We start from the raw sequence: 21,458 nt of genomic DNA, 5'->3' as shown, positions 1-21,458 counted from the left end.
GACCGTGTGGTCACCGGGCGTCCTGCTGCGTCCGGCTACTGCGGGTTGTCGGCCAGCCACCCGGCGACGTCGTTCGAGCGGAGCGCCTGGGACAGTGACTGCACGGCGATGGAGTTCACCGCGACGTAGGACTGTCCGTCCGCCGAGGTCCCGCCGCCCGCGGTCGGCATCGTGAACGTCCGCAGGTCCGACGGCCGGACGTCACGCAGGGACCAGCCGAGGTCGACCATCGTGCGGACGGTCAGACCGGCGTCCACCGACAGGTACTCGCTCGTCGCCCGGACGAAGTCCTGCACGCGCCCGGGGTTCGTGAGGGTGTCGCGCGAGAGGAGTCCGTCGACGATCCCGCGCATGAACGCCTGCTGGTTCCGGACGCGGGTGTGGTCGGCGTCGGCGAAGGCGTACCGCTCGCGGACGAACGCCAGGGCCGCGTCGCCGTCGAGGTGGTTCGCGCCGGCGGTGAACTCGTGCCCGCGGGCCGAGAACGCCGTCCGTGACTGCACCGTCACCCCGCCGAGCGCGTCGGTCATGCCCGAGAAGCCGGCGAAGTCGATCTCGGCGACGTGGTCGATGCGCACGTCGAGCAGGCGTTCGACCGTCTGGACCGTCAGCGGGACCCCGCCCCAGGAGTACGCCGCGTTGATCTTCGCGGTGCCGTGGCCGGGGACCTCGACCCACGAGTCGCGCATGATCGACATGAGGTACACGGCCCGCTTGTCGGCCGGGACGTGGGCGAGCATCAGGGTGTCCGAGCGACCACCGGCAGCGCGGTCGCCGTCGGGGTCGGCGCCCTGGCGGGAGTCCGATCCGATGAGCAGGATGTTCTGCGCGCCCTCGGTCGGAGCAGGGCGCGCGCCGGTCGGGAACGGGTCGGCGAGGACGTCGGCGTCGAAGCTGCGGACGAGGCCCGCGATGAAGAGGCCGGCGACGACGGCGAGCACCGTGGCGACGGCGACGAGCGAGCCAGCGGTGCCGAGGACGGCGACGAGGAACGGGCGCTTCCGGCGGCGTCGGCGCCGCTTCCGGCCGTTGCTGCCCCGGCTCCCGCTCCGGCTCGAGCCGCTGCTGTGGGGCCTGCGGGCGCTCGATCCGCTCCGGGGTGCCCGCGGTGCGGGGGCGTCGGTGCCCGCGTCGGTGCCCGCCTCGGTGCCGGCGTCGGCGGCGGCGATCGATGCTGCCTGCGCTGCCGCCTCGGCCAGTTCGGCCGCATCGGCTGCTTCGGCTCGTTCGGCGGCCTGACGGGCTGCTCGGCGCTCGGACATCGGGTCTCCTGCGGGTCGGGTCGGTCGTGCTACCGACTCCGCGAGTCTACCGTATGTGGTATATCAACCGCTAGGTGTTCGGTTCGGACGGTGCTTCTCGAGCAGCAGGGTCAGGGCGCCGCGCAGTGCGGCATCGTCCGGCAGGACGTCACGCTCGATGTGCCGGGCGGTCTCCCACGCCTCGCGCCCGTGCTCCGTCACGGTGACGATCCGCCGTCGCCGGTCGTCCGGGTGCGGCGAGCGTTCGACGAGGCCGTCGCGCTCCATCCGCTCGAGCGTGCGGGACATCGTCTGCGGCTGCACGCGTGCCGTCCGGGCCAGGGTGTCCGCGCCCGTCGGGCCGGTCCGCACGAGGATGTCGATCGCGATGAGCGCCGCGTGCGGGAGGCCGATCGCGCGCAGACGCTCGTCCCAGTCCCGTTCGATCGCCCGGGCAGCGGCGGAGAGGAGACGCCCCAGCGGCCATGCGTCGGGGGTGTCGTCCATGACCCGAGTCTACGGATCCCGTTCCTTCGATCTCTCTAGTAATCAGCATGCTGACGATTGGAGTACGCTCACGGACGTGTCCCGCTTCCTCCGCATCGTCCTCCCCGCGCTCGTCATCGTGGTCTGGCTCGCGATCGCCTCCGTCGGCGGTCCCTTCTTCGGCAAGATCTCCGAGGTGTCCACGAACGACCAGACGTCGTTCCTGCCGGCATCGGCGGACGCCACCAAGGTGCAGGAACGCGCGTCCGAGTTCCGGCAGGCGTCGGGCGCCCCGGCGATCATCGTGCTCGAGCGCGACGGCGGCCTGACGGCTGCGGACCAGCGCGCCGCGACCACCCTGGCAGACCGGCTCGGGGACCGCGACGACGTGCAGGGCGTCAGCCCGGTGATCCCGAGCGAGGACGGCGACGCGGTCGAGATCGTCGCCACGCTGACCCAGAGCGCGGACACCGGTGACGCCGTCGAGGCCGTCCGCGCCGACGTCGAGGACGCGCTGCCGTCGGGGGTGCAGGGCTACGTCACGGGTCCGGCGGGCTTCACCGCCGACCTCACCGAGGCCTTCGCGGGCATCGACGGGCTGCTGCTCGGTGTGGCGCTCGCCGCGGTCTTCGTGATCCTCATCATCGTCTACCGCTCACCGCTCCTGCCGATCCTCGTGCTCGGTACCGCGACGTTCGCCCTGTGCGCGTCGATCCTCGTCGTGTGGTGGCTCGCCAAGGCCGACATCGTGACCGTGAACGGCCAGGTGCAGGGCATCCTGTCCATCCTCGTCATCGGCGCCGCGACCGACTACGCGCTCCTCTACACCGCACGCTTCCGCGAGGCACTGCGCGACCACCGCACCGGGTGGGACGCGACGAAGGCCGCTCTGCGGGGGAGCCTCGAGCCGATCCTCGCCTCGGGCGGGACCGTGATCGTCGGCGTGCTCTGCCTGCTGCTCTCCGACCTCAACTCGAACAAGGCACTCGGTCCCGTCGCGGCCATCGGCATCGCGTTCAGCCTCCTCGCCGCGCTCACCCTGCTGCCCGCGCTCCTGCTGGCGTTCCGGCGCGCGGCGTTCTGGCCGCTCCGCCCGAAGTACGGCAGCGCGCACCCCGTCCTCACCGGGCCCGACGCCCGCGGGCTCTGGGCACGGGTGGGCCGCCTCGTGGCGCGCCGCTCCCGGATCGTCTGGATCGTGTGCACCGTCGGGCTCCTCGCGATGGGTACCGGCCTCGTCGGACTCAAGGCCGACGGCGTCCCGCAGAGCGACCTGGTCATCGGGAGCTCGCAGGCGCGCGACGGTCAGGACGTGCTCGCGGACCACTTCCCGGGCGGGTCCGGCAGCCCGGCCCAGGTCATCGGCGCCGCGTCGAGGACCGACGAGCTCGCCGCCGCGATCACCGGCGTGGACGGCGTGGACAGCGTCGTGGCGGCCGCGAAGGACGCACCGTCCGGCACCGTCCCCGTGACGACGAGCGGCAGCCCGGGTGGCACCACCGGTGCGACGCCGACCGTCTCCCGCGGCGACGTCCTCCTCGAGGCCACCCTGTCCGACCCGGCCGACTCCGACGCCGCCGAGCAGACCGTGCGTGCCCTCCGCACGGCGGTCGAGCGGGTGGACCCCGGCGCGATCGTCGGTGGCGCGACCGCGACCGCCGTCGACACGAACGACACCGGCATCCGGGACCGCACGCTGATCATCCCCGTGGTGCTCGCGGTCATCCTGCTCATCCTGATGCTGCTGCTCCGGAGCATCGTGGCGCCGCTCGTGCTCATCGGCAGCGTCATCGTGTCCTTCGCCGCGGCGCTCGGCGTCGGTGCCCTCGTGTTCGACCACGTGTTCCACTTCCCCGGGGCCGACCCGAGCGTCCCGCTGTACTCGTTCGTGTTCCTCGTGGCGCTCGGCGTGGACTACAACATCTTCCTCATGACCCGGGTGCGCGAGGAGGCCCTGCGGCACGGTCCGCACGAGGGCGTCCTGCGCGGGCTCGGGGTCACGGGCGGCGTGATCACCTCGGCCGGGGTCGTCCTCGCGGCGACGTTCGCGGCGCTCGGCGTGATCCCGATCCTGTTCCTCGTGCAGATCGCGTTCGTGGTCGCCTTCGGCGTGCTGCTCGACACGATCGTCGTCCGCTCGCTGCTCGTCCCGGCGCTGGCGTACGACCTCGGGCGTCGGGCCTGGTGGCCGTCGCGCCTGTCGCGTCCGGCCCATCACATGTGACACGCTGGGCGCATGCCAGTTCCTTCGACGCAGCCCGCCGCCGAGCGGAAGCTCCTCCGTGACACCGTGCAGGACAAGATCCGGGACGCGATCATGGACGGCACCCTCGAGCCGGGCGAACGGCTCAACGACGACGACCTCATCGCCTGGCTCGGTGTCTCCCGCACCCCCATCCGTGAAGCCCTCGCCGAGCTCGCCCGCGCCGGACTCATCGAGATGGCGCCGAACCGGTACACCCGCGTCGCTGCCCCGACCAAGGACGAGCTCCTCGACGCCTACCGCACGCTCGGCGTGATCTACGGCGGTGTCGCCCGCCTCGCGACGCCGCGCTTCACGGACGCGCAGCGCAAGAAGGTCGTGAAGACCCTCGACGACGTCACGGCGCAGGTCGAGGCCCGGCACCAGGGCGAGGTCGCCCAGCACGGCGCGGACATCTACGCGATGTGGGCCGACCACTGCGGCAACCCGTCGCTCGAGCAGCTCTGCAAGGCGACGACGGACGGGCTCGCGTTCAAGCTGCGGGTGCCGGAGCTGGCCGAGCTGGTGCCGGCCGAGGTCGTGCTGCCGGAGCTCGAGAAGCTCAAGGCCGCCGTCGTCGCGAAGGACCCGATCGCCGCCGAGCTCGCCATGGAGGCGATCCACCTGCTGCCGTCGCGCGACTGACGCGACGAGCGCGACTGACGCGACGAGCGCGACTGACGCGACGAGCGCGACTGACGCGACGAGCGCGACTGACGCGACGAGCGCGACTGACGCGACCGGCGCGACCACCTGACGGCCAGGAGGCGCGGTGCGGGCCCGCACCGTCCCTCCCGTCCGTCAGTGCGCGACCGCGCTGATCATGCCGAGGCCGACGCTGATGCGGTCGGCCACCTCGATGAGGTCCTCGGCGAGCGACGCGGTGTCGCGGTCCCGCAGCTGCGTCACCCGCCCGGAGATCGACAGCGCCGCGACGATGCGCCCCGACGCGTTCCGGATCGGTGCCGCGATGCAGAACCGGCCGAGCGCGACCTCTTGGTTCTCGACGCACCAGCCGCGCTTCGCGGAGGCCTCGAGGTCCGCCGTGAGCGCGTCGTGCGACGTGATCGTGTGGTCCGTGTAGCGCGCGAGGTCCGCGCCGAGCAGCGCCTCCCGCTCGGCCTGTGACAGGTCGAGCATGAGCGCCTTGCCGAGCGCCGAGGCGTGCAGCGGCTGCCGCATGCCGATCATGGTGTGCGACTTCGGGGCGAGTGAGCCCTCGAAGTGGCAGAGGTAGATGCAGGCCGCGTCGTCCTGCACCCCGACGTTCGCGGTGAGGCCGATGCGGTGCGCGAGCTCCTGCGCGGCGGCCCGGCTCTCGCGGTGGACGGGGTTGTGGTTGAGCCCCTGGCTGGCGAGCTCGAGGACGGCCCGCCCGACGGAGTACCCCTGCGACTCGGGGTCGCGTCGCACGTACTCGAGCGACTCGAGCGTGGCGAGGAGCCGCCCGGTCGTCGACGTGCCGAGGCCGATCGCCCGTGCGATGTCGGAGGCGCGCATCGCCCCGTCGGCGGCACCGAGCGCGCCGAGGACCGCCGCGGCGCGCTCGATGCTCTGGTTCGGAGGGGTGGTGGCCATCCGCCCATTCTGTCCCGTGGAGTCGATCAGGACACCGTGACACCGCTGACGAACTGGTTCGTCCGCACCTGTGCCGTGGTGAGGGGTGCGCCGCCGAGCACGACGTCCTCGAAGGCGACGTCCGACACCCCGTGCGTCGCGTCCCACCCGGACAGCGTCACCGTGTCGGCCGTGACGTCGGTGAAGTCGCGGATCGTGATGCCCGTGATCCTGCCCCGCTCGTCGCGGTACCCGGTGTCGTTCGAGTACTGGCCCTTGAGCACCTGCAGCACGATGGCCTGCCCGCCGACGGGCTGTGACTCCACGTGGAAACCGTCCATGGTGACGTCGGAGACCGTCGCCCAGTCCTGGACGTCGAACTTCAGGGCGACCTCCTTCGCGCGGAGGACGTACGACTGCGTGATGGAGACGTCGGTGAAGACCTCGGTCTCCATGGACGAGCCGAACCGGACGGGGTTGCCGCCGGTGACGTTCCAGAACGTGGTGTCGGTCGCGTGCAGCCCACGGGTCTCCGGTTCGCCGTTCGTGGCCGCGTCGAGGGCGTGCCAGCCGAACCCGTCGTCACCGCTCATCACGAAGTTGTGCTCGACCGTCATGTCCTGCACGCCGTCGGTGTCGATGCCGTCGTTGTTGATGAGCGTGCCCATCAGGTTCAGCCATGACACGTGGATGCCCGAGGAGCGGATGTACAGCGTCTGCCACCACTGGGCGTTGCGGACGCCGATGCCGGACACCGTGATGTCCGAGCTGTCGTGGAAGCGGATCGCCATCGTCTTGTCGGTCCGCGACGTGTCCGAGCCGGCGTCGAGGATCCCGCGCCCGAGCACGTGCACGCCGGTGACGTCGTCGCCGTCGATGCGCCCGTGCACGAGGGCACCCGGCGCGAGGTAGACCGTCTGGCCCGACACCGGGCGGATCACGCCGGCGTGGTGCTCGCCGGGTCCGAAGTACAGCACGTCGGGGTCCGACGCGGACGGTACCGCGGTCTCCGACGGCGTGACGAAGAGGAACAGTGCGCGGACGCCGGGGGTCTCGATGACGAGCGGGTGCGCGTCGCGGATCGTGAAGGTCACGGTGTCGCCGGCCCGGGTCGTGGCGATCCCGAGCGTCCGGGGCGTGACGACCGGGGTGGCCGACGCGGCGAGGCCGGGCATCGTGACGCTGATCGTCGCGGTACCCGTCCCCTTCGCGAACATCGCGACGTCGTGCGAGGTGCCGCTCACGGACTCGGCCTTGACCGGCACGGCGGTCCCGTTGACCGTCACCGTGTGCGCGGTGGCGGTGGGCGACGTCGGGTTCCCCGGGTTCGCCTGGATGCTCGCGGTGCCGGCGGCGACCGCGGTGCCGGACGCGACGGCCGGCGGCCCGACGACCCCGACGGTGGTGAGCGACAGTGCGACGGCCGTCGCGATGGTCAGTGCGCGCAGGCGCATGGCGATCTCCCTTGATCGTGGTGGTGCTGCGGGTGGTGCGGTGGGTCAGTAGACCTTCACGGCGCTCGCCGACACGAACGGTGAACCGTTCGTGGCGGTCACGACGACGCGGAGCGAGGCGGTCCGCGTCGGCGCGACGTCGTGCACGCGGTGCCGGTGCCGGTTGTCGGTGACGGTCGCGAGTCCCTGCCACGATCCGTCGACGCACGCCTCGATCCGGTAGTCGCGGGCCAGGGTCGGGACCGCGTCCCACGGCGTGCGGTGGTGGTGCAGGTTGATGAGGTCGGCATCGACGTCGTCGTTCCAGACGATGCGGACCTCGCGGACGTCGACGGGCTCCGCCCAGTCGAGGGTGAGGGTCGCCGCGCCGTCGTCCGGGTCCGACGACCACAGGTGCGGTCCGCCGAAGGGGCGCTGGTAGCCGTCGGTGACCCGGGAGGCGCGCCACGCGTCCGACGCGTCGGCTGCGGTGAACGCGAAGGAGCGTCCGCGCAGGGCCCGGGCCTCCCAGTCGGTGACCGGCTGGTCGGCCTCCTCGGGGATGTGGTCGTCGAACTGCTCGTCGTCGGCCGTGCGGGCGCGGAGCGCGAGGACGCCGTACGGGTGCCCGTCGGTGAGGACCAGGCGCACGCCGGGGGTCCGGCGGACCACGACGACGGCGTTGCACGGCTCGTCCGGCCGGAACCCGAGGTCGACGACCGCCTCGCCCGCCCCGGCGGGGATGCTCGCGGTGTGCGTCGACACGTGCGCGATCGGGGCGTAGTTCTGCGGCCGGCCCGTGATCCAGAGCTCGATCGTGACGTCGGTGTCGTGGTCGGCGACGGTCCGGAACGCGACGGAACCGAGCACGGGGTCGACCGGCACGACCAGCGCCGCGTCGCGGTCGAGCGCGAAGGTGTCCGCGGTCGCCCACGGGGTGGTGTCGAGCCGGACGAGTTCGCTGCTCGCGCTGATCCGGGCGCGCTGGGCGAGGTCCGCCCCGTCGTGGGCCCGGACGCCGATGAGCGGCGCGTCCTCGCGGAGGAGCGTCTGCTGCAGCATCGCGACGTGGTCGGTGCCGAGCTCGCGCGGCGTGACGCCGTGACGGGCGGCGAGGTGCGCGGCGGTCCCGGCGGCCTGGCCCTGGGTGGCGCAGGTGGCCATCACGCGGGTCGACCCGAACGCGACGTGCGACGCGGAGATGTTCCGGCCGGCGAAGAGCAGGTTGGCGACGTCCGCCGAGTAGAGGGAGCGGAACGGGATGTCGTACGTGCCGTCGGTGTACCGCTGCTGCGCCCCAGCGGTCTCGGCGTAGACGCCCTCGACCGGGTGCAGGTCGATCGACCACCCGCCGAACGCGACCGTGTCCGGGAAGGTCCGCTGCGAGAGGAGGTCCTGCTGGGTGAGGGTGTGGTCGCCCACGAACCGTCGGTACTCCCGCTTGCCCGGGATCGCGCCGACCCAGTCGAGGGTGAGCGAGTCGGCGTCGAACGCGCCGGAGTTCTTGATGTGGTCCCAGATGCCGTAGACGACGCCCCACAGCTCGTCGCGGATCCGTTCGTTCTCGGTGACGGTGTCGAGCTCGCCGCCCCACTCGATCCACCAGTAGTTGCAGCCGTTGTCCCCGGTCTTGATCGCGCGGTTCGCCAGGATCGGCGTCGTGCTGAGGTCCTTCGCGATCGACGGCGGCACGAACTTCTCCGGGCGGCCGGTGTCGTGCGTGGAGAAGAAGATCGAGCTGCCGAGGAGTTCGTCGTCCGGTTGTTCGGGCGCCCACTCCTCGCCGTGTTCGTCGCGGCCCTCGCGCCCGATCCGGTACGACGCCCCGGCCAGGGCACCGACGAGCCCGTCTCCCGTGCAGTCGAGGAACACCGGGGCGGTGAACGTCGTCTCGATCTCGGAGCCCATCGTCCAGCCGGTGACGGATGCGATGCGCGGTGCGCCGGTCTCGTCGTCCACCGTCGTCACGGTCCGCACGTCGGTGTTGAGGTGCAGGTGGACGTTCGGCTCGGCGCGCACGAGGTCGAGCACGACCTGGTCCCAGTAGATCGCGTTGCCCTGCGGGTTCCGGTACTGGTTCTCGAGGAACAGCTCGCCCATGATCCCGGTCTCGCGGGCGAACCGCTGCGTGCCGTGGGCGGTGGCGCCGACGACCCACACGCGGATCTCGCTCGAGGAGTTCCCGCCGAGGACCGGGCGGTTGGTGACGAGGGCGACGCTGGAGCCGAGGCGGGCGGCGGCGACGGCGGCGCTCACACCGGCGAGGCCACCTCCGACGACCACGACGTCGTGGTGCTGTTCACGGGACTGCATGGCGGCGACGGTATCACTTGCTGGCGACACTTTCCCACTGTGTGGCAAAGTGTGCCCGGCGAGTGCTATCGTCAACCAACTCTCGACAACGAAGTGTGAGGTCTCCCCATGAGCGACGGAACCCAGACGCGCACCAGCGCCGACGCCGCCAACGCCCCCGTCCCGGACGTGTTCGGCGACGACGCCCGCCGCCGGAGCATGCGGAAGGTGATCGTGGCGGCCGGCGTCGGCCACTTCGTGGAGTGGTTCGACTTCGGCCTCTACGGCACCCTGGCGACGGTCATCTCGCTGTACTTCTTCAAGCAGGGGGACCCGCAGGTCGCGCTGCTCTCGGCCTTCGCCGTGTTCGGCGCCGGGTTCGTGATGCGTCCGCTCGGTGGACTCTTCTGGGGCTCGCTCGGCGACCGGGTGGGCCGGAAGACGACCCTCGCGACGGTCATCCTCATCACGAGCGGCGCGACCGCGGTGATGGGCATCCTGCCGACCTACCAGAGCGTCGGGCTGCTGGCGCCGATCCTCCTCGTCGTGGTGCGGCTCGTGCAGGGCTTCGCCGCCGGTGGTGAGGGAGCGGGGGCGACCACGCTCCTCGCCGAGTCCGCGCCCTCGAACCGACGCGGCTTCGTCACGAGCTTCATCGACGTCTTCGGCTTCGCGGCGTTCATCGTGGGTGGCGGACTGGTCTTCCTGTTCACGGCGATCGCGGGCGACGGCGCCCTCGAGTCGTGGGGCTGGCGCGTGCTGTTCCTCATCGCGCTGCCGCTCGGGCTCGTCGGGCTCTACCTCCGCTCGAAGCTCGAGGACACCCCGGAGTTCCGCGCGCTCAAGGCCAAGGGCGACCTCGCGAAGAACCCGCTCCGGCGATCGCTCCGCACCGGGTGGAAGGCACTGCTCTTCTGCGTCGGGTTCGTCGTCCTCAAGGCCGTCGGGCACTGGATCCTGCAGACGTTCATGCCGTCGTACCTGCAGGCCGACCTCGGCTACTCGCCGCTCGTGTCGTACGGCGTGGTCGTCATCGGGTTCATCGTGATCGCCGGACTCGTGCCGTTCTTCGGCCTGCTCTCGGACAAGATCGGCCGGAAGCCCGTGATGCTCGCCGGCTGCGGCGGCTTCCTCGTGCTCACCTACCCGACGCTCATGCTCATGAACGCCGGCAACTTCTGGGCTGCCGCCGGAGCGATGGTGCTCCTCGGGCTGTTCATGGCGGCCTTCGACGGTGCGGTGAGCGCTGCGATGGCCGAGCTCTTCCCGACCGCGATCCGCTACGGGTCGATGGGCATCGCGTACAACATCAGCGTCGCGCTCTTCGGCGGGATCACGCCGTACTTCGCCACCTGGCTGATCACGGCGACGGGCAACACGTTCGCGCCGGCGTTCTACGTGATGGCGGCCGCGGCGATCACCGGGATCACGGTGCTGCGGGCGCGGGAGACCAACAAGGGCAAGCTCGCGTCCTGAGACGCGACCGAACACGGACGGGAGGCGCGGTGCCGGCTGGCACCGCGCCTCCCGTCCGCCGGTCGGTCACGGCGGGATCGCGGCGACCTGCCAGGACGGTTTGATGTTGTCGGCACACACGCCGGTTATGGTTTCCGGGTGACGAACGAGCCCGAGCAGACGACCGGTCGTGGCCGCCGCGGCTTCACGCCACCGCGGCACGGCCGCCAGAAGCGACGTGGCGGGGTGGTCCTCCCCGCCGTCGCGGGCGTGCTCACGATGGCGCTCCTGCTCGGCGGCGGCTACGCCGCGTACGCCTACGGATCGCTGTCGAACGGCGTCACCAAGATCAACGCGATCACCGGGAGCACTGCGACGAAGGACGACGTCGACGGCCAGGCGCAGAACATCCTGCTGGTCGGCGACGACCACCGCCCGGACAACGCGACGCCGGAGGAGATGGCGGAGCTCAGCACCGAGTCGGACGGCGGTGCGACGAACACCGACACGATGATCGTCCTGCACATCAACGAGGACGGCTCGCAGGCGACGATGATCTCGTTCCCGCGCGACTCGTACGTCGACATCCCGGGAGTCGGCAAGGGCAAGCTCAACAGCGCGTTCTACTTCGGCACCCTCAACGGCGGCGGGGACACCGGGGGCGCGAAGCTGCTCATCAAGACGATCCAGAACCTCAGCGGCCTGACGATCGACCACTACGTGCGCGTCTCGCTGCTCGGCTTCTACCAGGTGGTCAAGGAGCTCGGGCCGGTCGACGTCTGCCTCAACAACGCCGTCAACGACCCGTACTCGGGCGTGAACCTGCCGAAGGGCAAGTCCACCCTCGACGCGAAGCAGGCGCTGTCCTTCGTCCGACAGCGGCACGGGCTGCCCAACGGGGACCTCGACCGCAACGTCCGGCAGCAGTACTTCCTCTCGCAGGAAGCCCGCAAGGTGCTCTCCGCGGGGACGCTGCTCAACCCGATCAAGATGGGCAACATCCTCAAGGCGGTCGGCGGCTCGATCCAGACCGACACCGACCTGGTCAACCTGGCGACCCAGATGCGGAACCTGCGCCCGGGCAACATCCAGTCGGCGACGATCCCCACGCTCGGTACCCCGACGATCACCGTCAACGGCTCGCCGCTGTCGATCGTCGAGGTCGACACGGTCGGGCTGCCGGCCTTCGTGCAGGGTCTCGTCGGTGAGCCCGCGGAGTACAGCAAGGCCGGGCGCGCCCAGCCGGCGAGCACCTCGGTCACCGTGCTGAACGGCAGCGGTGTCACGGGTGCCGCAGGAGCCGCCGGGACCGTCCTCACCGCGCGCGGCTTCCAGGTCGGTGCACCCGGGTCCTCCGACCTGACGAAGACGACCCAGGTGCAGTACCCGGCCGGCATGGAGAAGCAGGCGAAGGCGGTCGCGGCCGTCGTGCCCGGTGCCGTCGCGGTGCGGACGAACGCGGTCACCGGCGTGACGCTGGTGCTCGGGTCGGACGGCAAGACGGTGACCCCGGTCGCCGCTGCCGGTGGGACCGCCTCGAGCCCCGCAGCCGGCTCCGGTTCGTCCGATGCCGGTTCGACCGGTTCCGGCGCCGCGGCTTCGAAGCCCGCGGCCTCGAAGCCCGCCGCGCCCGAGCCGAAGCCGTCGTCGACCGACGTGAAGAGCTACGGCAAGGCAGGCGTCTGCATCAACTGACGCCGGAGCCGGTCGCGTGCCGGCGGATGGTCGTGATCGCGGTGTCGAGCCCGATCGCGAGCGGGTGGACGTCCCGCTGGACCTGCGCCAGGAGCAGACCGCCCTGCAGCGCCACCATCACGGTCGTCGCCAGCGCGGCGGGGTCGGCGTCCGGCCCGAGCAGCCCGCGTTCGCGCATCGTGCGGATGCCGTCGTGGAACCCCTGCTCCCAGCGGGCGAAGCCGGCGGCGACGAGGTCGCGGGTGTCGGCGTCGCGCTCGGCGACCTCGGTCCCGAGGGACCCGAGCGGACAGCCGCCCACGCAGCCGCCGGCCTCGGCGTCGGCGACCGTCCGGTCCCGCCAGCGCTGCCAGGCGTCCCACGTGGTGAGGTCGCCGTAGTCCGGCCCCTGGTGCGCGATGATCGCGTCGGTCTGCTGCCGGACGACGTCGCGCACGAGCTCCTGCTTGTCGGCGAAGTAGTGGTACATCTGCGACCGTCCGACCGTGGCGGCGGCGCCGATGTCGTCGAGCGTCGTCCCCGAGATGCCGCGCGTGAGCATCAGGTCGGCCGCGGCGGCGACGATCCGGCTCCGGGTCGCCAGTCCTTTCGACGTCGTGCGTCGAAGGGTCTTCGGGGTGTGTTCGGGGCGCATGCTCAGAGTGTACTTGCGAGTACATTTGCAGTATGTGACATTCGAGTCGTGAACGACGAACTCCTCGCCAAGCGCGACGAAGAACGCATGCTCCTCCTCGCGGTGGCCGCCGGTGACCGGGCCGCCTTCACCCGGCTGCACGACCGCTTCCGACCGCTCGTCGAGCGGTACGTCCGCCACCAGCTCGTCGATGCGTGGCAGGCGGAAGAGGTCGTGCAGGACGTCTTCCTCGAGATCTGGCAGATCGCCGACCGGTTCGACCCGGCGCACTCGGCCATCGCGTGGATCCGCACGATCGCGCAGCGCCGGGCGATCGACCGGGTCCGGAAGAGCCGGGCGGACCGTGACCGCGACCTGCGGATCGGTACCAGGGACGCCGACCTCGTGGACCACTCGAGCGTGGAACGGGCCGAGAGCGTCCTCGACCGTGCCGAGCTCCGCCGCGCCGTCGCCGCGCTCCCCGGGCGCCAGCGCGACGCCGTCGTCCTGCGGCACCTGGTGGGGATGACCGGGCCCGAGGTCGCCGCGCGGCTCGGGGTCCCGGTCAGCACCGCCAAGACCCGGGCGCGCGACGGGGTCATCGCACTGCGGCGGGTCATGGTGCCCTGAGCGTGCCCGTCGGTAGGTTCGACGGGTGAGCAACGCAGCGCGTCCGATCACCCTGATGACCTACAACGTCAAGAACCCGGATCCGGCCCACGACTGGCCCGCCCGGTTGCCGGTACTGCTCGACGTGGTCCGGCGGCACGACCCCGACCTCGTGTGTGTCCAGGAGGCCTTCGCGCACCAGCTGGACGACCTCCGCGCCGGTCTGCCCGACCACGGCGACGTCGGCCAGGGGCGCGAGGGCGGCACGGCCGGTGAGCACGCGGCCGTCTTCTTCCGTCGCAGCCGACTCCGGCCGATCGACGAGGGCGCCTTCTGGCTCTCGGACACCCCGGACGAGCCCGTGTCGAACACCTGGGGGAGCCTGTTCCCCCGAGTGGCGAACCACGCGCGGTTCCTCGACGCCGAGGGCGAGGCGTTCACGCTCCTGACGACGCACCTCGACCACGAGGTCGGACCGCACGGGGACGACGTCCGGGCGCGGAGCGCGGCGCTCATCGTCGAACGCCTGAGCACGGCGGACGGCCCGGTCATCGTGGCGGGGGACTGCAACGAGCCGGCCGGAGCGGGACCTGCGTCGCGGGTGCTCGTCGAGGCCGGGTTCGAGGACGCCTGGCTGGTCGGTGGCGACCCGGCGGACCGGACGGCGACCTTCAACGACTGGCAGCCGCCGGTCGACTCCGGGGAGCGCATCGACTGGGTGTTCACCCGGGGGATCGCCGGCGTCGACCGCGTCGTCATCGACCACGACGGCCCGGAGACGTGGTTCGCGAGCGATCACTTCCCGGTGGTGGCGACGCTGCGGGTCTGACCGGGGTCGGTCAGCAGGTGCGCTTGGCGTGCACCGGCATCGGCGACCCAAGCACCGTGACCGTGGTGTCGTCGGTCAGGGCGGAGACGCCGTTCGTCCCGAGGTCGGCGGCAGCGGACTCCGTGTCCGTGTCCGTGTCGGACGGCGTGCTCGTGTCCGTCTCGGTGCCCGTGCCGCGGCTGTCGGGCGGGCTCGCGGTGTCGTGCTGCGGGGCCCACCCGGGCTCGAGCAGGAGCTGGAACGCACGGGCGTCCGCGGAGCCGAACGACATCCGGTCGGACTTCGGGGCGTCCCGGATCGCCGTGCGGATGTCGTCGCCCACCTGGACACCGTCGGGTCCGGTCAGTTCGACGTCGCCGCCGAAGCGGGACCGCACCGTCTCGCGCAGGACGCGGATCTCCACCGCGTTGCCGGCAGCGGCGGGGGACGTCAGGGCAGCCACGCGGACCGCCCCGCCCCACGTGTAGGTCGTGCCGGCGGGGAAGCACGCGCCGCCGTCCCCCTCGGCCGTCTGCGTGCGCGACGCGGTGCCGAGCAGGCGGTTCAGCAGGCTGACCGTCGTGCGGGAGTCGCGCATCGACGCCTCGGTCACGGTCTTGTCGCCGCGCCGGAACACGAGCGATTCGGCGTCGAGCTCGATCGAGTCGACCCGCTTGAGCTTCGCGTTCGTGACCCGGACGGGCTCGTGGTGCACCGGGTCCGGACCGAGCTCGGCCGCGCTCGCCGGGGTCGCTGCGACCCCGGTCCCGACCGTGCCGTCGACGGCGACCGTGCCGGCCGAGAAGGCGAGCACGGCGGCGCTCAACGCCAGCACGGTCCGGAAGGTCACCACTCGACGGTACGACGCCCGACCCGTCTGGACGACGGGTGTTACCGAATCGGGGCCTGGTCGTCACCGGACCGTGACATTCGTCGGTGACGCGTCACGAGCCCTCGGCAGCCCCCACCGACGGGAGCCTGTCGGCCGAACGGGGGACAGCCTCCTGGACGGTGCGGGGGTGCCGCGTGCGTACCGTCGGCGGCATGACGGACCAGCAGATCGACCAGTACAGCATGCAGGACCCGACGAAGATGTACGCCGACAAGAAGCCCGACGAGCAGTACCTCGAGGGTGCCGGCACCGACGAGGAGATGGCGGAGAACGTCCCGGCCGACCACGGCGAGGACACCTACCGCGGCTCCGGTCGACTCACCGGCCGCAAGGCGCTCATCACCGGCGGTGACTCGGGCATCGGGGCCGCCGTCGCGATCGCCTACGCACGAGAGGGTGCCGACGTCGCGATCTCGTACCTCCCCGAGGAGCAGGAGGACGCCGACCGGATCATCGCCCTCGTCGAGGCCGCCGGTCGCAAGGCCGTCGCCCTGCCCGGTGACATCACCTCGCTCGCGACCTGCGAGCAGCTCGTGGCGGACGCCGTCGAGCAGCTCGGCGGGCTCGACATCCTCGTGAACAACGCGGGCAAGCAGCAGAACGTGTCCTCGATCGAGGACATCTCGGACGAGGAGTTCGACGAGACGTTCAAGACGAACGTCTACGCGACGTTCCGGATCACGAAGGCGGCCGTGCCGCACCTGCAGCCGGGATCGACCATCATCAACACGACCTCGATCCAGGCGTACGCGCCGTCGCCGCACCTCGTGCACTACGCGGCGACGAAGTCGACCGTGAACAACCTCGCGAAGGGCCTCGCCGCGCAGCTCGCGCCGAAGGGCATCCGCGTGAACGCCGTCGCACCGGGGCCGATCTGGACCCCGCTCCAGCCCGCCGGTGGTCAGCCGCCGGAGGCCCTGCCGTCCGCCGGTGAGCAGACCTACCTCGGCCGCTGGGGGCAGCCGGCCGAGCTCGCGCCGGCGTACGTCTTCCTGGCGAGCGGCGAGTCGTCGTACGTCGTGGGTGAGACGCTCCACGTCGACGGGGGCATGCCGACGCCGTAGTCGCGACCCGGCGACTGACGGGAGGGACGGTGCCAGCTGGCACCGTCCCTCCCGTCAGTCGGTCGTCAGCAGGGCGCGGTGCAGGTGCGCGCCAGGCGCTCGAGCAGTTCGCGCGCGGACAGCGCCGCGGCCAGCTCGACCTCGACCGGGTTGATGCCGACGGCCCGTTCGAACGCGCGGCGCCGGGCCTGGTCGGCGATCGGGACCTCGGGGCGCTGCGGGAGCGCGGCGATCGCCCGGGCTGCGGCGTCGAACGCGCCGGTCGGCCGCCCGAGTTGCTCCCACATGGTCCGGAGGTCGTGGGCGACCTGATCCGGGTCGCCGCCGAACTCGAAGCCGGCCGAGGCCATGGTCGCCAGTCCCTGCGCGGTGGGGTCGTTCGGGGTCATGACGGCATCGTCACACGGATGACCGCGAACGCGCTGCGAACCGCATCGCTTGTCCCCCGACATGCCGACACCCGGACCGGGGATTCTGGTGTCCCCCGATCTCCGTTTGGATGGACCTGCCCCCAGGGGCGACACGGACAGGACGTCCGGGGACCGACGGAGGGCACGATGCTCGAACACACCAGCGCGGACACGCAGGCGGCAGCCGCCGCGGCCGCGACCCTGCACCTGCGGATCACGATCGTGGGGGCGACCGTCGACCTGCTGCGGGACGTGCCCTTCCACGAGGCCGACGCGGGACTCGTCGCCCAGCGACTGGGGATCACCGTCGAGGAGCTCCGGCAGCACTTCCCCTCGTGGGACGGACTCGTGCTCGCCGCAGTCGACCGGTGGAACGGCGGCCGCATGGACGAGGTCGCGCGCGAGGTCGGGGACGGCTCGACCGTGCAGCTCCTGCGCGGGATCGTCGCGTCGAACGCCGAGGACCCGGCGCTCATGCGGCTCCTCGTGGCGCTGCTCTCGGTCGCGGGCAACCCGGCGCACCCCATGGCGTCGTACCTCCGGTCGCGCTACCAGCTCTTCTACGCGCAGATCAAGCGCGGCCTCGAGCACGACATCGCGGTCGGTCGGGCGCCGCACACGATGGACCCGCGCCGAGGGGCCGAGCAGCTCATCGCGCTGTACGAGGGACTCCAGTTGCAGGCGTTGCTGCGGTCGGACCTCGATCTCGTGCCGGCGTTCGACCGGGCCGTCGCGCGGCTCGAGCGGGGCTGGATGGAGCGGTACGAGCCGCAGGCGGCCCGGCGGCTCTCGACGTGGAGCGACGGCGGCTGGGAGCTCTGACGCCGCGCCGCGGCGCGCAGCGTCACGCGGCGGTGCGCGTTCTCACGGGCTGGGCGACACTTCACGCGCGTCGCGGCCCGTGAGATGTCGCTCAGCCCGTGAAGTCGTCGGCTGGCCGGCTCGCCGGCCGGCGCGGCGCCGGCGCCAGCCCGTCAGCGCGGGCGCGGCCCCCGCGGCACCGAGCCGTTGCCGGGGTCGTAGCCCGAGTCACGGATGACCTTGATGGCCGTCGTGTCGTTGTGCACGGAGTGCACGACCACCCGTCGGGACCGCCGGAGCGCCCGCCGTGCCCCCGGCGTCGCCACGAGGCCGCCGAGGACCAGCCCCGCCCCGATCGCCAGCGCGACCGAGACCGCCGCGACGAAGTCCAGCGCGGCACTCGACGACCCGGACATGAAGTTGAGCAGCGCGTTCGACACCGCGACACCGGGCAGCAGGGCGCCGCAGAACGCCGGCACGGAGATCGCCGCCACCGCCGTCCGCATCCGCGCGGCCGCGATCGTCGCGAGGACGCCCAGCAGCACGGCGGCGAGGAACGTCGCACCGAGCAACGGGATGCCGAGCTCCCGGAGGCCCCGCAGCGCGGCACCGGCGGCGACCGAGAAGACCACCGCGACCGGGATCACCCGCGCGCTGGCCTGCTGCACGAAGCAGTTCGCCGCGGCCGACACCACGGTGAGCAGCAGTGACGCCCACAGCGGCAGCGTCTGCGTGACGATGCCGGACGGGTCGACCTCGATCCGGAGCCACTTCGTCACGGCGATGCCCGCGGGTACCCCGACCACGATCGCGGCGATGACGAGCCCGATGTAGAACGCCCGGGCCACCGCCATCGCCCGGAAACCCGAGATCGCGTCCTGCGCCCAGGTGACGAGCGACGGGTGCGGGAGAAGCAGGACCACGAGCGCGGCCACCATCGTCGCCGCCTGCCCCGGGTGCAGCACACCCGCCCAGATCGCGAGGGTGCCGATCGCCGACGCCACCGCACCCTGCGCACCGGAGACGAAGAACTGCGGGAAGCCCCGGCCGGTCAGCCACCGGCCCGAGACGATGATCCCGAGCATGAGCACGAAGGCGCCGAGTCCGGCACGCCAGCCACCGCCGGCCTGCATCGCGATCGAGATGCCGAGGATCGACAGCCCCACGTCGGCCGTCCACCGCGGCCAGCGCGGCGGGAGCCGGAGCACCGCGACCAGGGCGCTCACGGCAGAGGTCATGTCGCGCTCGTCGTGGACGAGGTCGTCGACGATCTGGTTCGCCCGCGCCAGGCGGTCGAGGTCGGATCCGTCGGACTGCACCGTGCGGACCTTCACGAGCGGCGGGTGGTCGGCCGGTGCGTACTGGATCGTCACCGAGCTACCGGAGAAGTCGAGGTCGAGCGGCGCGAGGTTCCACTTCGTCGACACCGCGACGACGGCCGTCTCGACGCTGCGGGTGTCCGCACCGGACGCGAGCATCACCTCGGCGAGGTCGAGGCAGAAGTCCACGATCTGCACCGGCGAGTACTGCTCGAGCGGTCGGGTGTCGGGGACGACCTCTTCGTAGATGGTGCCGCGGAGGCGTGCCCGGGCGTCGCGGATGTCGTGCTGCGCGAGGCTCCGGACGCGTGGCCGTGGTGGACGCCCGGGTCTGGCTCCGGGGAGGGACTGCTCGGCCATCACGCCATCGTGCCAGGCGCGCTCCGCCGAGTCCGGACGCGCGCTGAACGCCTCAGCGCGGGCGACGGACGCTCAGCCGACCGGCGGCGAATGCGGCGACCACCGCGCCCACGACGACGAGCAGCTGCCCGACGACCCGCTGCCACGAGTTGGTCCCCGCGACGAAGGCGTAGTCCGACAGTGGGGCGTACGCGAACCACCCGAACGCGGCCGGCGGCGCGGAGGCCGCGACGACGAGTCCCGCGACCACGGCGACGAGTCCCGCCCAGAACACGATGCCGGTCGGGGTGGCGAAGAGACGTCGGATCACGTCGGCCAGCGTACGTGGTGACCGACGGACGGGAGGCGCGGTGCCAGCCGGCACCGCGCCTCCAGTCCGTCATCAGGTGACGGCTCCTGCGTCGCTCGCCTACTGCTCGAACGTCGCGTGCAGCGTGATGTCGACGCCGGTGAGTGCCTTGCTGACGGGGCAGGTGGCCTTGGCGTCCTCGGCGGCCTTGAGGAAGGCCGCCTCGTCGATGCCGGAGACCTCGCCGTTCACGGTGAGGACGATGCCGGTGAGCTTGAACCCGCCCGCGCTGTCCGGGCCGAGCGAGACGTCGGCCTTGACGTCGAGTGCCTCGACCGTGCCGCCGGCCTCACCGAGGACGGCGGAGAACTGCATGGCGTAGCACGCGGAGTGCGCGGCGGCGATGAGCTCCTCGGGGCTGGTGGTGCCGTCGGCGTCCTCGGCGGCGCGCTTCGGGAACGAGACGTCGTACGTGCCGACCTTCGAGCTGGAGAGCTCGACCTGGCCGGTGCCGTCCTCGAGGCCGCCGTTCCAAGCAGTGCGTGCGGTGCGCGTGGGCATGGCCGCTCCTTTCGTGTGGGGGATCGGTCCCGATCGGGACCGCCGACGCCGAGTCAATCAGAGAACGACCGTTCTCGCATCGGCTCTCGGGGAAGACGCAGGTCTGCCCGACGATCGGGCGCATGGGGGACAGTGGTGGTCGGCCGATCGCGTCCGGGCGGTGCCCGCTTCGACCGCGGGCTCTTCGCCGGTCGCGCGGCGGTCCGGCCGGATGCGCAACACGTGTCGCCCTGAACGACGGGTGTAATCTGGGGGGTGTTCAAAGGAGACCCACCATGCGCGCCGTCGTGTTCGAACAGTTCCAGACGTTCCCGTCCCTCACGGACGTCCCGAAGCCCACCCCGGGTCCGGGGGAGGTGCTCCTCAAGGTCGCCGGTGCCGGTGCGTGCCACTCGGACGTCGCCGTCTACCGCGAGTTCCAGGCGGGGCAGCCGGGCGCGCAGCAGCCCCCGTTCGTCCTCGGGCACGAGAACTCCGGCTGGGTCGAGGAACTCGGCGACGGCGTCTCCGGCTTCACGGTGGGCGACGCCTACCTCGTCTACGGCCCGGTCGGCTGCGGGCACTGCTCGTACTGCTCGAAGGGGCAGGACACCTACTGCGAGAACGCCGCCACGAACCCGTACATGGGCATCGGCCTCGGGCGCGACGGCGGCATGGCGGAGTACGTCACCGTGCCGGCGCGCAACCTCGTGCCGCTCGGCGACGCCGATCCGGTCGCCGCCGCACCGCTCAGCGACGCGGCCCTCACGCCGTACCACGCGATCAAGAACTCCCTGCCGAACCTGGCCGGCGGCGGCAAGTACGCCCTCGTCGTCGGACTCGGCGGCCTCGGGCAGATCGCCGTGCAGATCCTCACGGCGCTCACCGGTGCGACCGTCATCGCGACGGACATGAAGCAGGACGCCATGGACCGCGCCGCTGCTCGTGGGGCGATCACGGTGCCGGGCGGCCCGGACCAGGCCGCTGCGATCCGCGAGATCACCGGCGGCCGCGGTGTGGACGCCGCGTTCGACTTCGTCGGGGCGACGCCGACGATCACGGTCGCCCAGGCGTCCATGGCCGTCGGTGGCCGGTTCACCGTCGTCGGGATCGCCGGTGGCACCACCGAGTGGAACTTCTTCCGGACGCCGTACGAGTCGACCATCACGAACACGTACTGGGGCACCATCGAGGACCTGCACGAGGTCGTCGCGATGTACCGGGCGGGGCAGATCGTCCCCGACGTCGAGCGCTACGCCCTGTCCGACGCGCTCGAGGCGTACCGGAAGCTCGAGGCCGGCGAGCTCTCGGGCCGCGCGGTGGTCGTCCCGACGCGCTGACCCACTCGCCTC

The 21,458-nt window shown here is 71.8% G+C and carries 20 protein-coding genes; 9 read left to right on the top strand and 11 right to left on the bottom strand.

What is annotated here, in order from left to right; translation table 11 throughout:
- Positions 1–35: 35 nt before the first annotated feature.
- Both ACIPKM_RS16580 and ACIPKM_RS16575 read right to left on the bottom strand, forming a co-directional pair.
- Complete coding sequence (locus tag ACIPKM_RS16580; RefSeq protein WP_402737143.1) at positions 36–1,262, bottom strand: LCP family protein; 1,227 nt, start codon at positions 1,260–1,262, stop codon at positions 36–38.
- Between the two features lie 63 nt (positions 1,263–1,325).
- Positions 1,326–1,748: a MarR family winged helix-turn-helix transcriptional regulator gene (locus ACIPKM_RS16575; protein ID WP_070417245.1), complete on the bottom strand. Its 423-nt coding sequence runs from the start codon at positions 1,746–1,748 to the stop codon at positions 1,326–1,328.
- A 76-nt stretch (positions 1,749–1,824) separates the two neighbouring features.
- On the opposite strand from ACIPKM_RS16575, the gene ACIPKM_RS16570 reads away from it, so the two are divergent.
- Both ACIPKM_RS16570 and ACIPKM_RS16565 read left to right on the top strand, forming a co-directional pair.
- Entirely contained in the window at positions 1,825–3,951 is a 2,127-nt protein-coding gene (locus tag ACIPKM_RS16570; RefSeq protein ID WP_229085810.1) for an efflux RND transporter permease subunit, read from the top strand.
- A gap of 12 nt (positions 3,952–3,963) precedes the next feature.
- Positions 3,964–4,614: a GntR family transcriptional regulator gene (locus tag ACIPKM_RS16565; RefSeq protein WP_083295114.1), complete on the top strand. Its 651-nt coding sequence runs from the start codon at positions 3,964–3,966 to the stop codon at positions 4,612–4,614.
- Between the two features lie 156 nt (positions 4,615–4,770).
- Here the strand turns inward: ACIPKM_RS16565 and ACIPKM_RS16560 are convergent, their stop codons facing one another.
- Genes ACIPKM_RS16560 through ACIPKM_RS16550 form a run of 3 tightly spaced genes read right to left on the bottom strand, consistent with a single transcriptional unit; the run spans position 4,771 to position 9,302 of the window.
- Complete coding sequence (locus ACIPKM_RS16560; protein WP_070417242.1) at positions 4,771–5,547, bottom strand: IclR family transcriptional regulator; 777 nt, start codon at positions 5,545–5,547, stop codon at positions 4,771–4,773.
- Positions 5,548–5,573: 26 nt separating this feature from the next.
- On the bottom strand, positions 5,574–6,980 hold the full coding sequence (locus ACIPKM_RS16555) for a hypothetical protein (RefSeq protein WP_402737142.1): 1,407 nt from the start codon (positions 6,978–6,980) through the stop codon (positions 5,574–5,576).
- A 45-nt stretch (positions 6,981–7,025) separates the two neighbouring features.
- Positions 7,026–9,302: an FAD-dependent oxidoreductase gene (locus ACIPKM_RS16550; RefSeq protein WP_402737141.1), complete on the bottom strand. Its 2,277-nt coding sequence runs from the start codon at positions 9,300–9,302 to the stop codon at positions 7,026–7,028.
- Positions 9,303–9,380: 78 nt separating this feature from the next.
- Between ACIPKM_RS16550 and ACIPKM_RS16545 the strand changes: the two genes are divergently transcribed.
- Both ACIPKM_RS16545 and ACIPKM_RS16540 read left to right on the top strand, forming a co-directional pair.
- Entirely contained in the window at positions 9,381–10,727 is a 1,347-nt protein-coding gene (locus ACIPKM_RS16545) for an MFS transporter (RefSeq protein WP_083295113.1), read from the top strand.
- Between the two features lie 138 nt (positions 10,728–10,865).
- Positions 10,866–12,401, top strand: coding sequence for an LCP family protein (locus ACIPKM_RS16540; protein WP_261646548.1), 1,536 nt, complete (start codon positions 10,866–10,868; stop codon positions 12,399–12,401).
- Here ACIPKM_RS16540 and ACIPKM_RS16535 read toward each other — a convergent pair.
- Entirely contained in the window at positions 12,394–13,035 is a 642-nt protein-coding gene (locus ACIPKM_RS16535) for a TetR/AcrR family transcriptional regulator (protein ID WP_402737140.1), read from the bottom strand. The two genes, ACIPKM_RS16540 and ACIPKM_RS16535, sit on opposite strands and share 8 nt — an antisense overlap.
- Positions 13,036–13,083: 48 nt before the next feature.
- On the opposite strand from ACIPKM_RS16535, the gene ACIPKM_RS16530 reads away from it, so the two are divergent.
- Positions 13,084–13,644, top strand: a complete 561-nt coding sequence (locus ACIPKM_RS16530; protein ID WP_402737139.1) for a sigma-70 family RNA polymerase sigma factor — start codon at positions 13,084–13,086, stop codon at positions 13,642–13,644.
- Between the two features lie 25 nt (positions 13,645–13,669).
- Entirely contained in the window at positions 13,670–14,452 is a 783-nt protein-coding gene (locus ACIPKM_RS16525; protein WP_071303320.1) for an endonuclease/exonuclease/phosphatase family protein, read from the top strand.
- A gap of 10 nt (positions 14,453–14,462) precedes the next feature.
- On the opposite strand, the gene ACIPKM_RS16520 is transcribed toward ACIPKM_RS16525, so the two are convergent.
- A complete protein-coding gene (locus tag ACIPKM_RS16520; RefSeq protein ID WP_402737138.1) occupies positions 14,463–15,281 on the bottom strand; it encodes a hypothetical protein in 819 nt (272 codons plus the stop codon).
- A 194-nt stretch (positions 15,282–15,475) separates the two neighbouring features.
- On the opposite strand from ACIPKM_RS16520, the gene ACIPKM_RS16515 reads away from it, so the two are divergent.
- Complete coding sequence (locus tag ACIPKM_RS16515; protein WP_071296596.1) at positions 15,476–16,387, top strand: SDR family oxidoreductase; 912 nt, start codon at positions 15,476–15,478, stop codon at positions 16,385–16,387.
- 65 nt (positions 16,388–16,452) lie between these two features.
- On the opposite strand, the gene ACIPKM_RS16510 is transcribed toward ACIPKM_RS16515, so the two are convergent.
- Positions 16,453–16,776: a hypothetical protein gene (locus ACIPKM_RS16510; protein ID WP_402737137.1), complete on the bottom strand. Its 324-nt coding sequence runs from the start codon at positions 16,774–16,776 to the stop codon at positions 16,453–16,455.
- A gap of 168 nt (positions 16,777–16,944) precedes the next feature.
- Here ACIPKM_RS16510 and ACIPKM_RS16505 point away from each other — a divergent pair, with 168 nt between their 5' ends.
- Positions 16,945–17,619 (top strand): TetR/AcrR family transcriptional regulator, encoded by a 675-nt coding sequence (locus ACIPKM_RS16505; protein ID WP_071296544.1) that lies wholly within the window; start codon positions 16,945–16,947, stop codon positions 17,617–17,619.
- A gap of 152 nt (positions 17,620–17,771) precedes the next feature.
- On the opposite strand, the gene ACIPKM_RS16500 is transcribed toward ACIPKM_RS16505, so the two are convergent.
- The 3 genes from ACIPKM_RS16500 to ACIPKM_RS16490 all read right to left on the bottom strand — a co-directional run bounded on the left by ACIPKM_RS16500 (position 17,772) and on the right by ACIPKM_RS16490 (position 20,127).
- The gene (locus tag ACIPKM_RS16500; RefSeq protein ID WP_071296545.1) at positions 17,772–19,277 is read right to left on the bottom strand and encodes a threonine/serine exporter ThrE family protein; all 1,506 of its coding nucleotides are present in this window, start codon (positions 19,275–19,277) and stop codon (positions 17,772–17,774) included.
- A gap of 52 nt (positions 19,278–19,329) precedes the next feature.
- A complete protein-coding gene (locus tag ACIPKM_RS16495; protein WP_229085802.1) occupies positions 19,330–19,587 on the bottom strand; it encodes a hypothetical protein in 258 nt (85 codons plus the stop codon).
- A gap of 99 nt (positions 19,588–19,686) precedes the next feature.
- Entirely contained in the window at positions 19,687–20,127 is a 441-nt protein-coding gene (locus ACIPKM_RS16490; RefSeq protein WP_071303323.1) for an OsmC family peroxiredoxin, read from the bottom strand.
- A 275-nt stretch (positions 20,128–20,402) separates the two neighbouring features.
- Between ACIPKM_RS16490 and ACIPKM_RS16485 the strand changes: the two genes are divergently transcribed.
- Positions 20,403–21,446 carry an NAD(P)-dependent alcohol dehydrogenase gene (locus tag ACIPKM_RS16485; protein ID WP_229085801.1) on the top strand — a complete coding sequence of 348 codons (1,044 nt, stop codon included), beginning with the start codon at positions 20,403–20,405 and terminating at the stop codon, positions 21,444–21,446.
- The last annotated feature ends 12 nt before the right edge of the window (positions 21,447–21,458 follow it).

Source organism: Curtobacterium sp. NPDC086286, from assembly GCF_044746255.1.
In the GTDB taxonomy this organism is placed as follows: Bacteria; Actinomycetota; Actinomycetes; order Actinomycetales; family Microbacteriaceae; genus Curtobacterium.
This window is presented reverse-complemented; position numbering and strand designations above follow the sequence as displayed.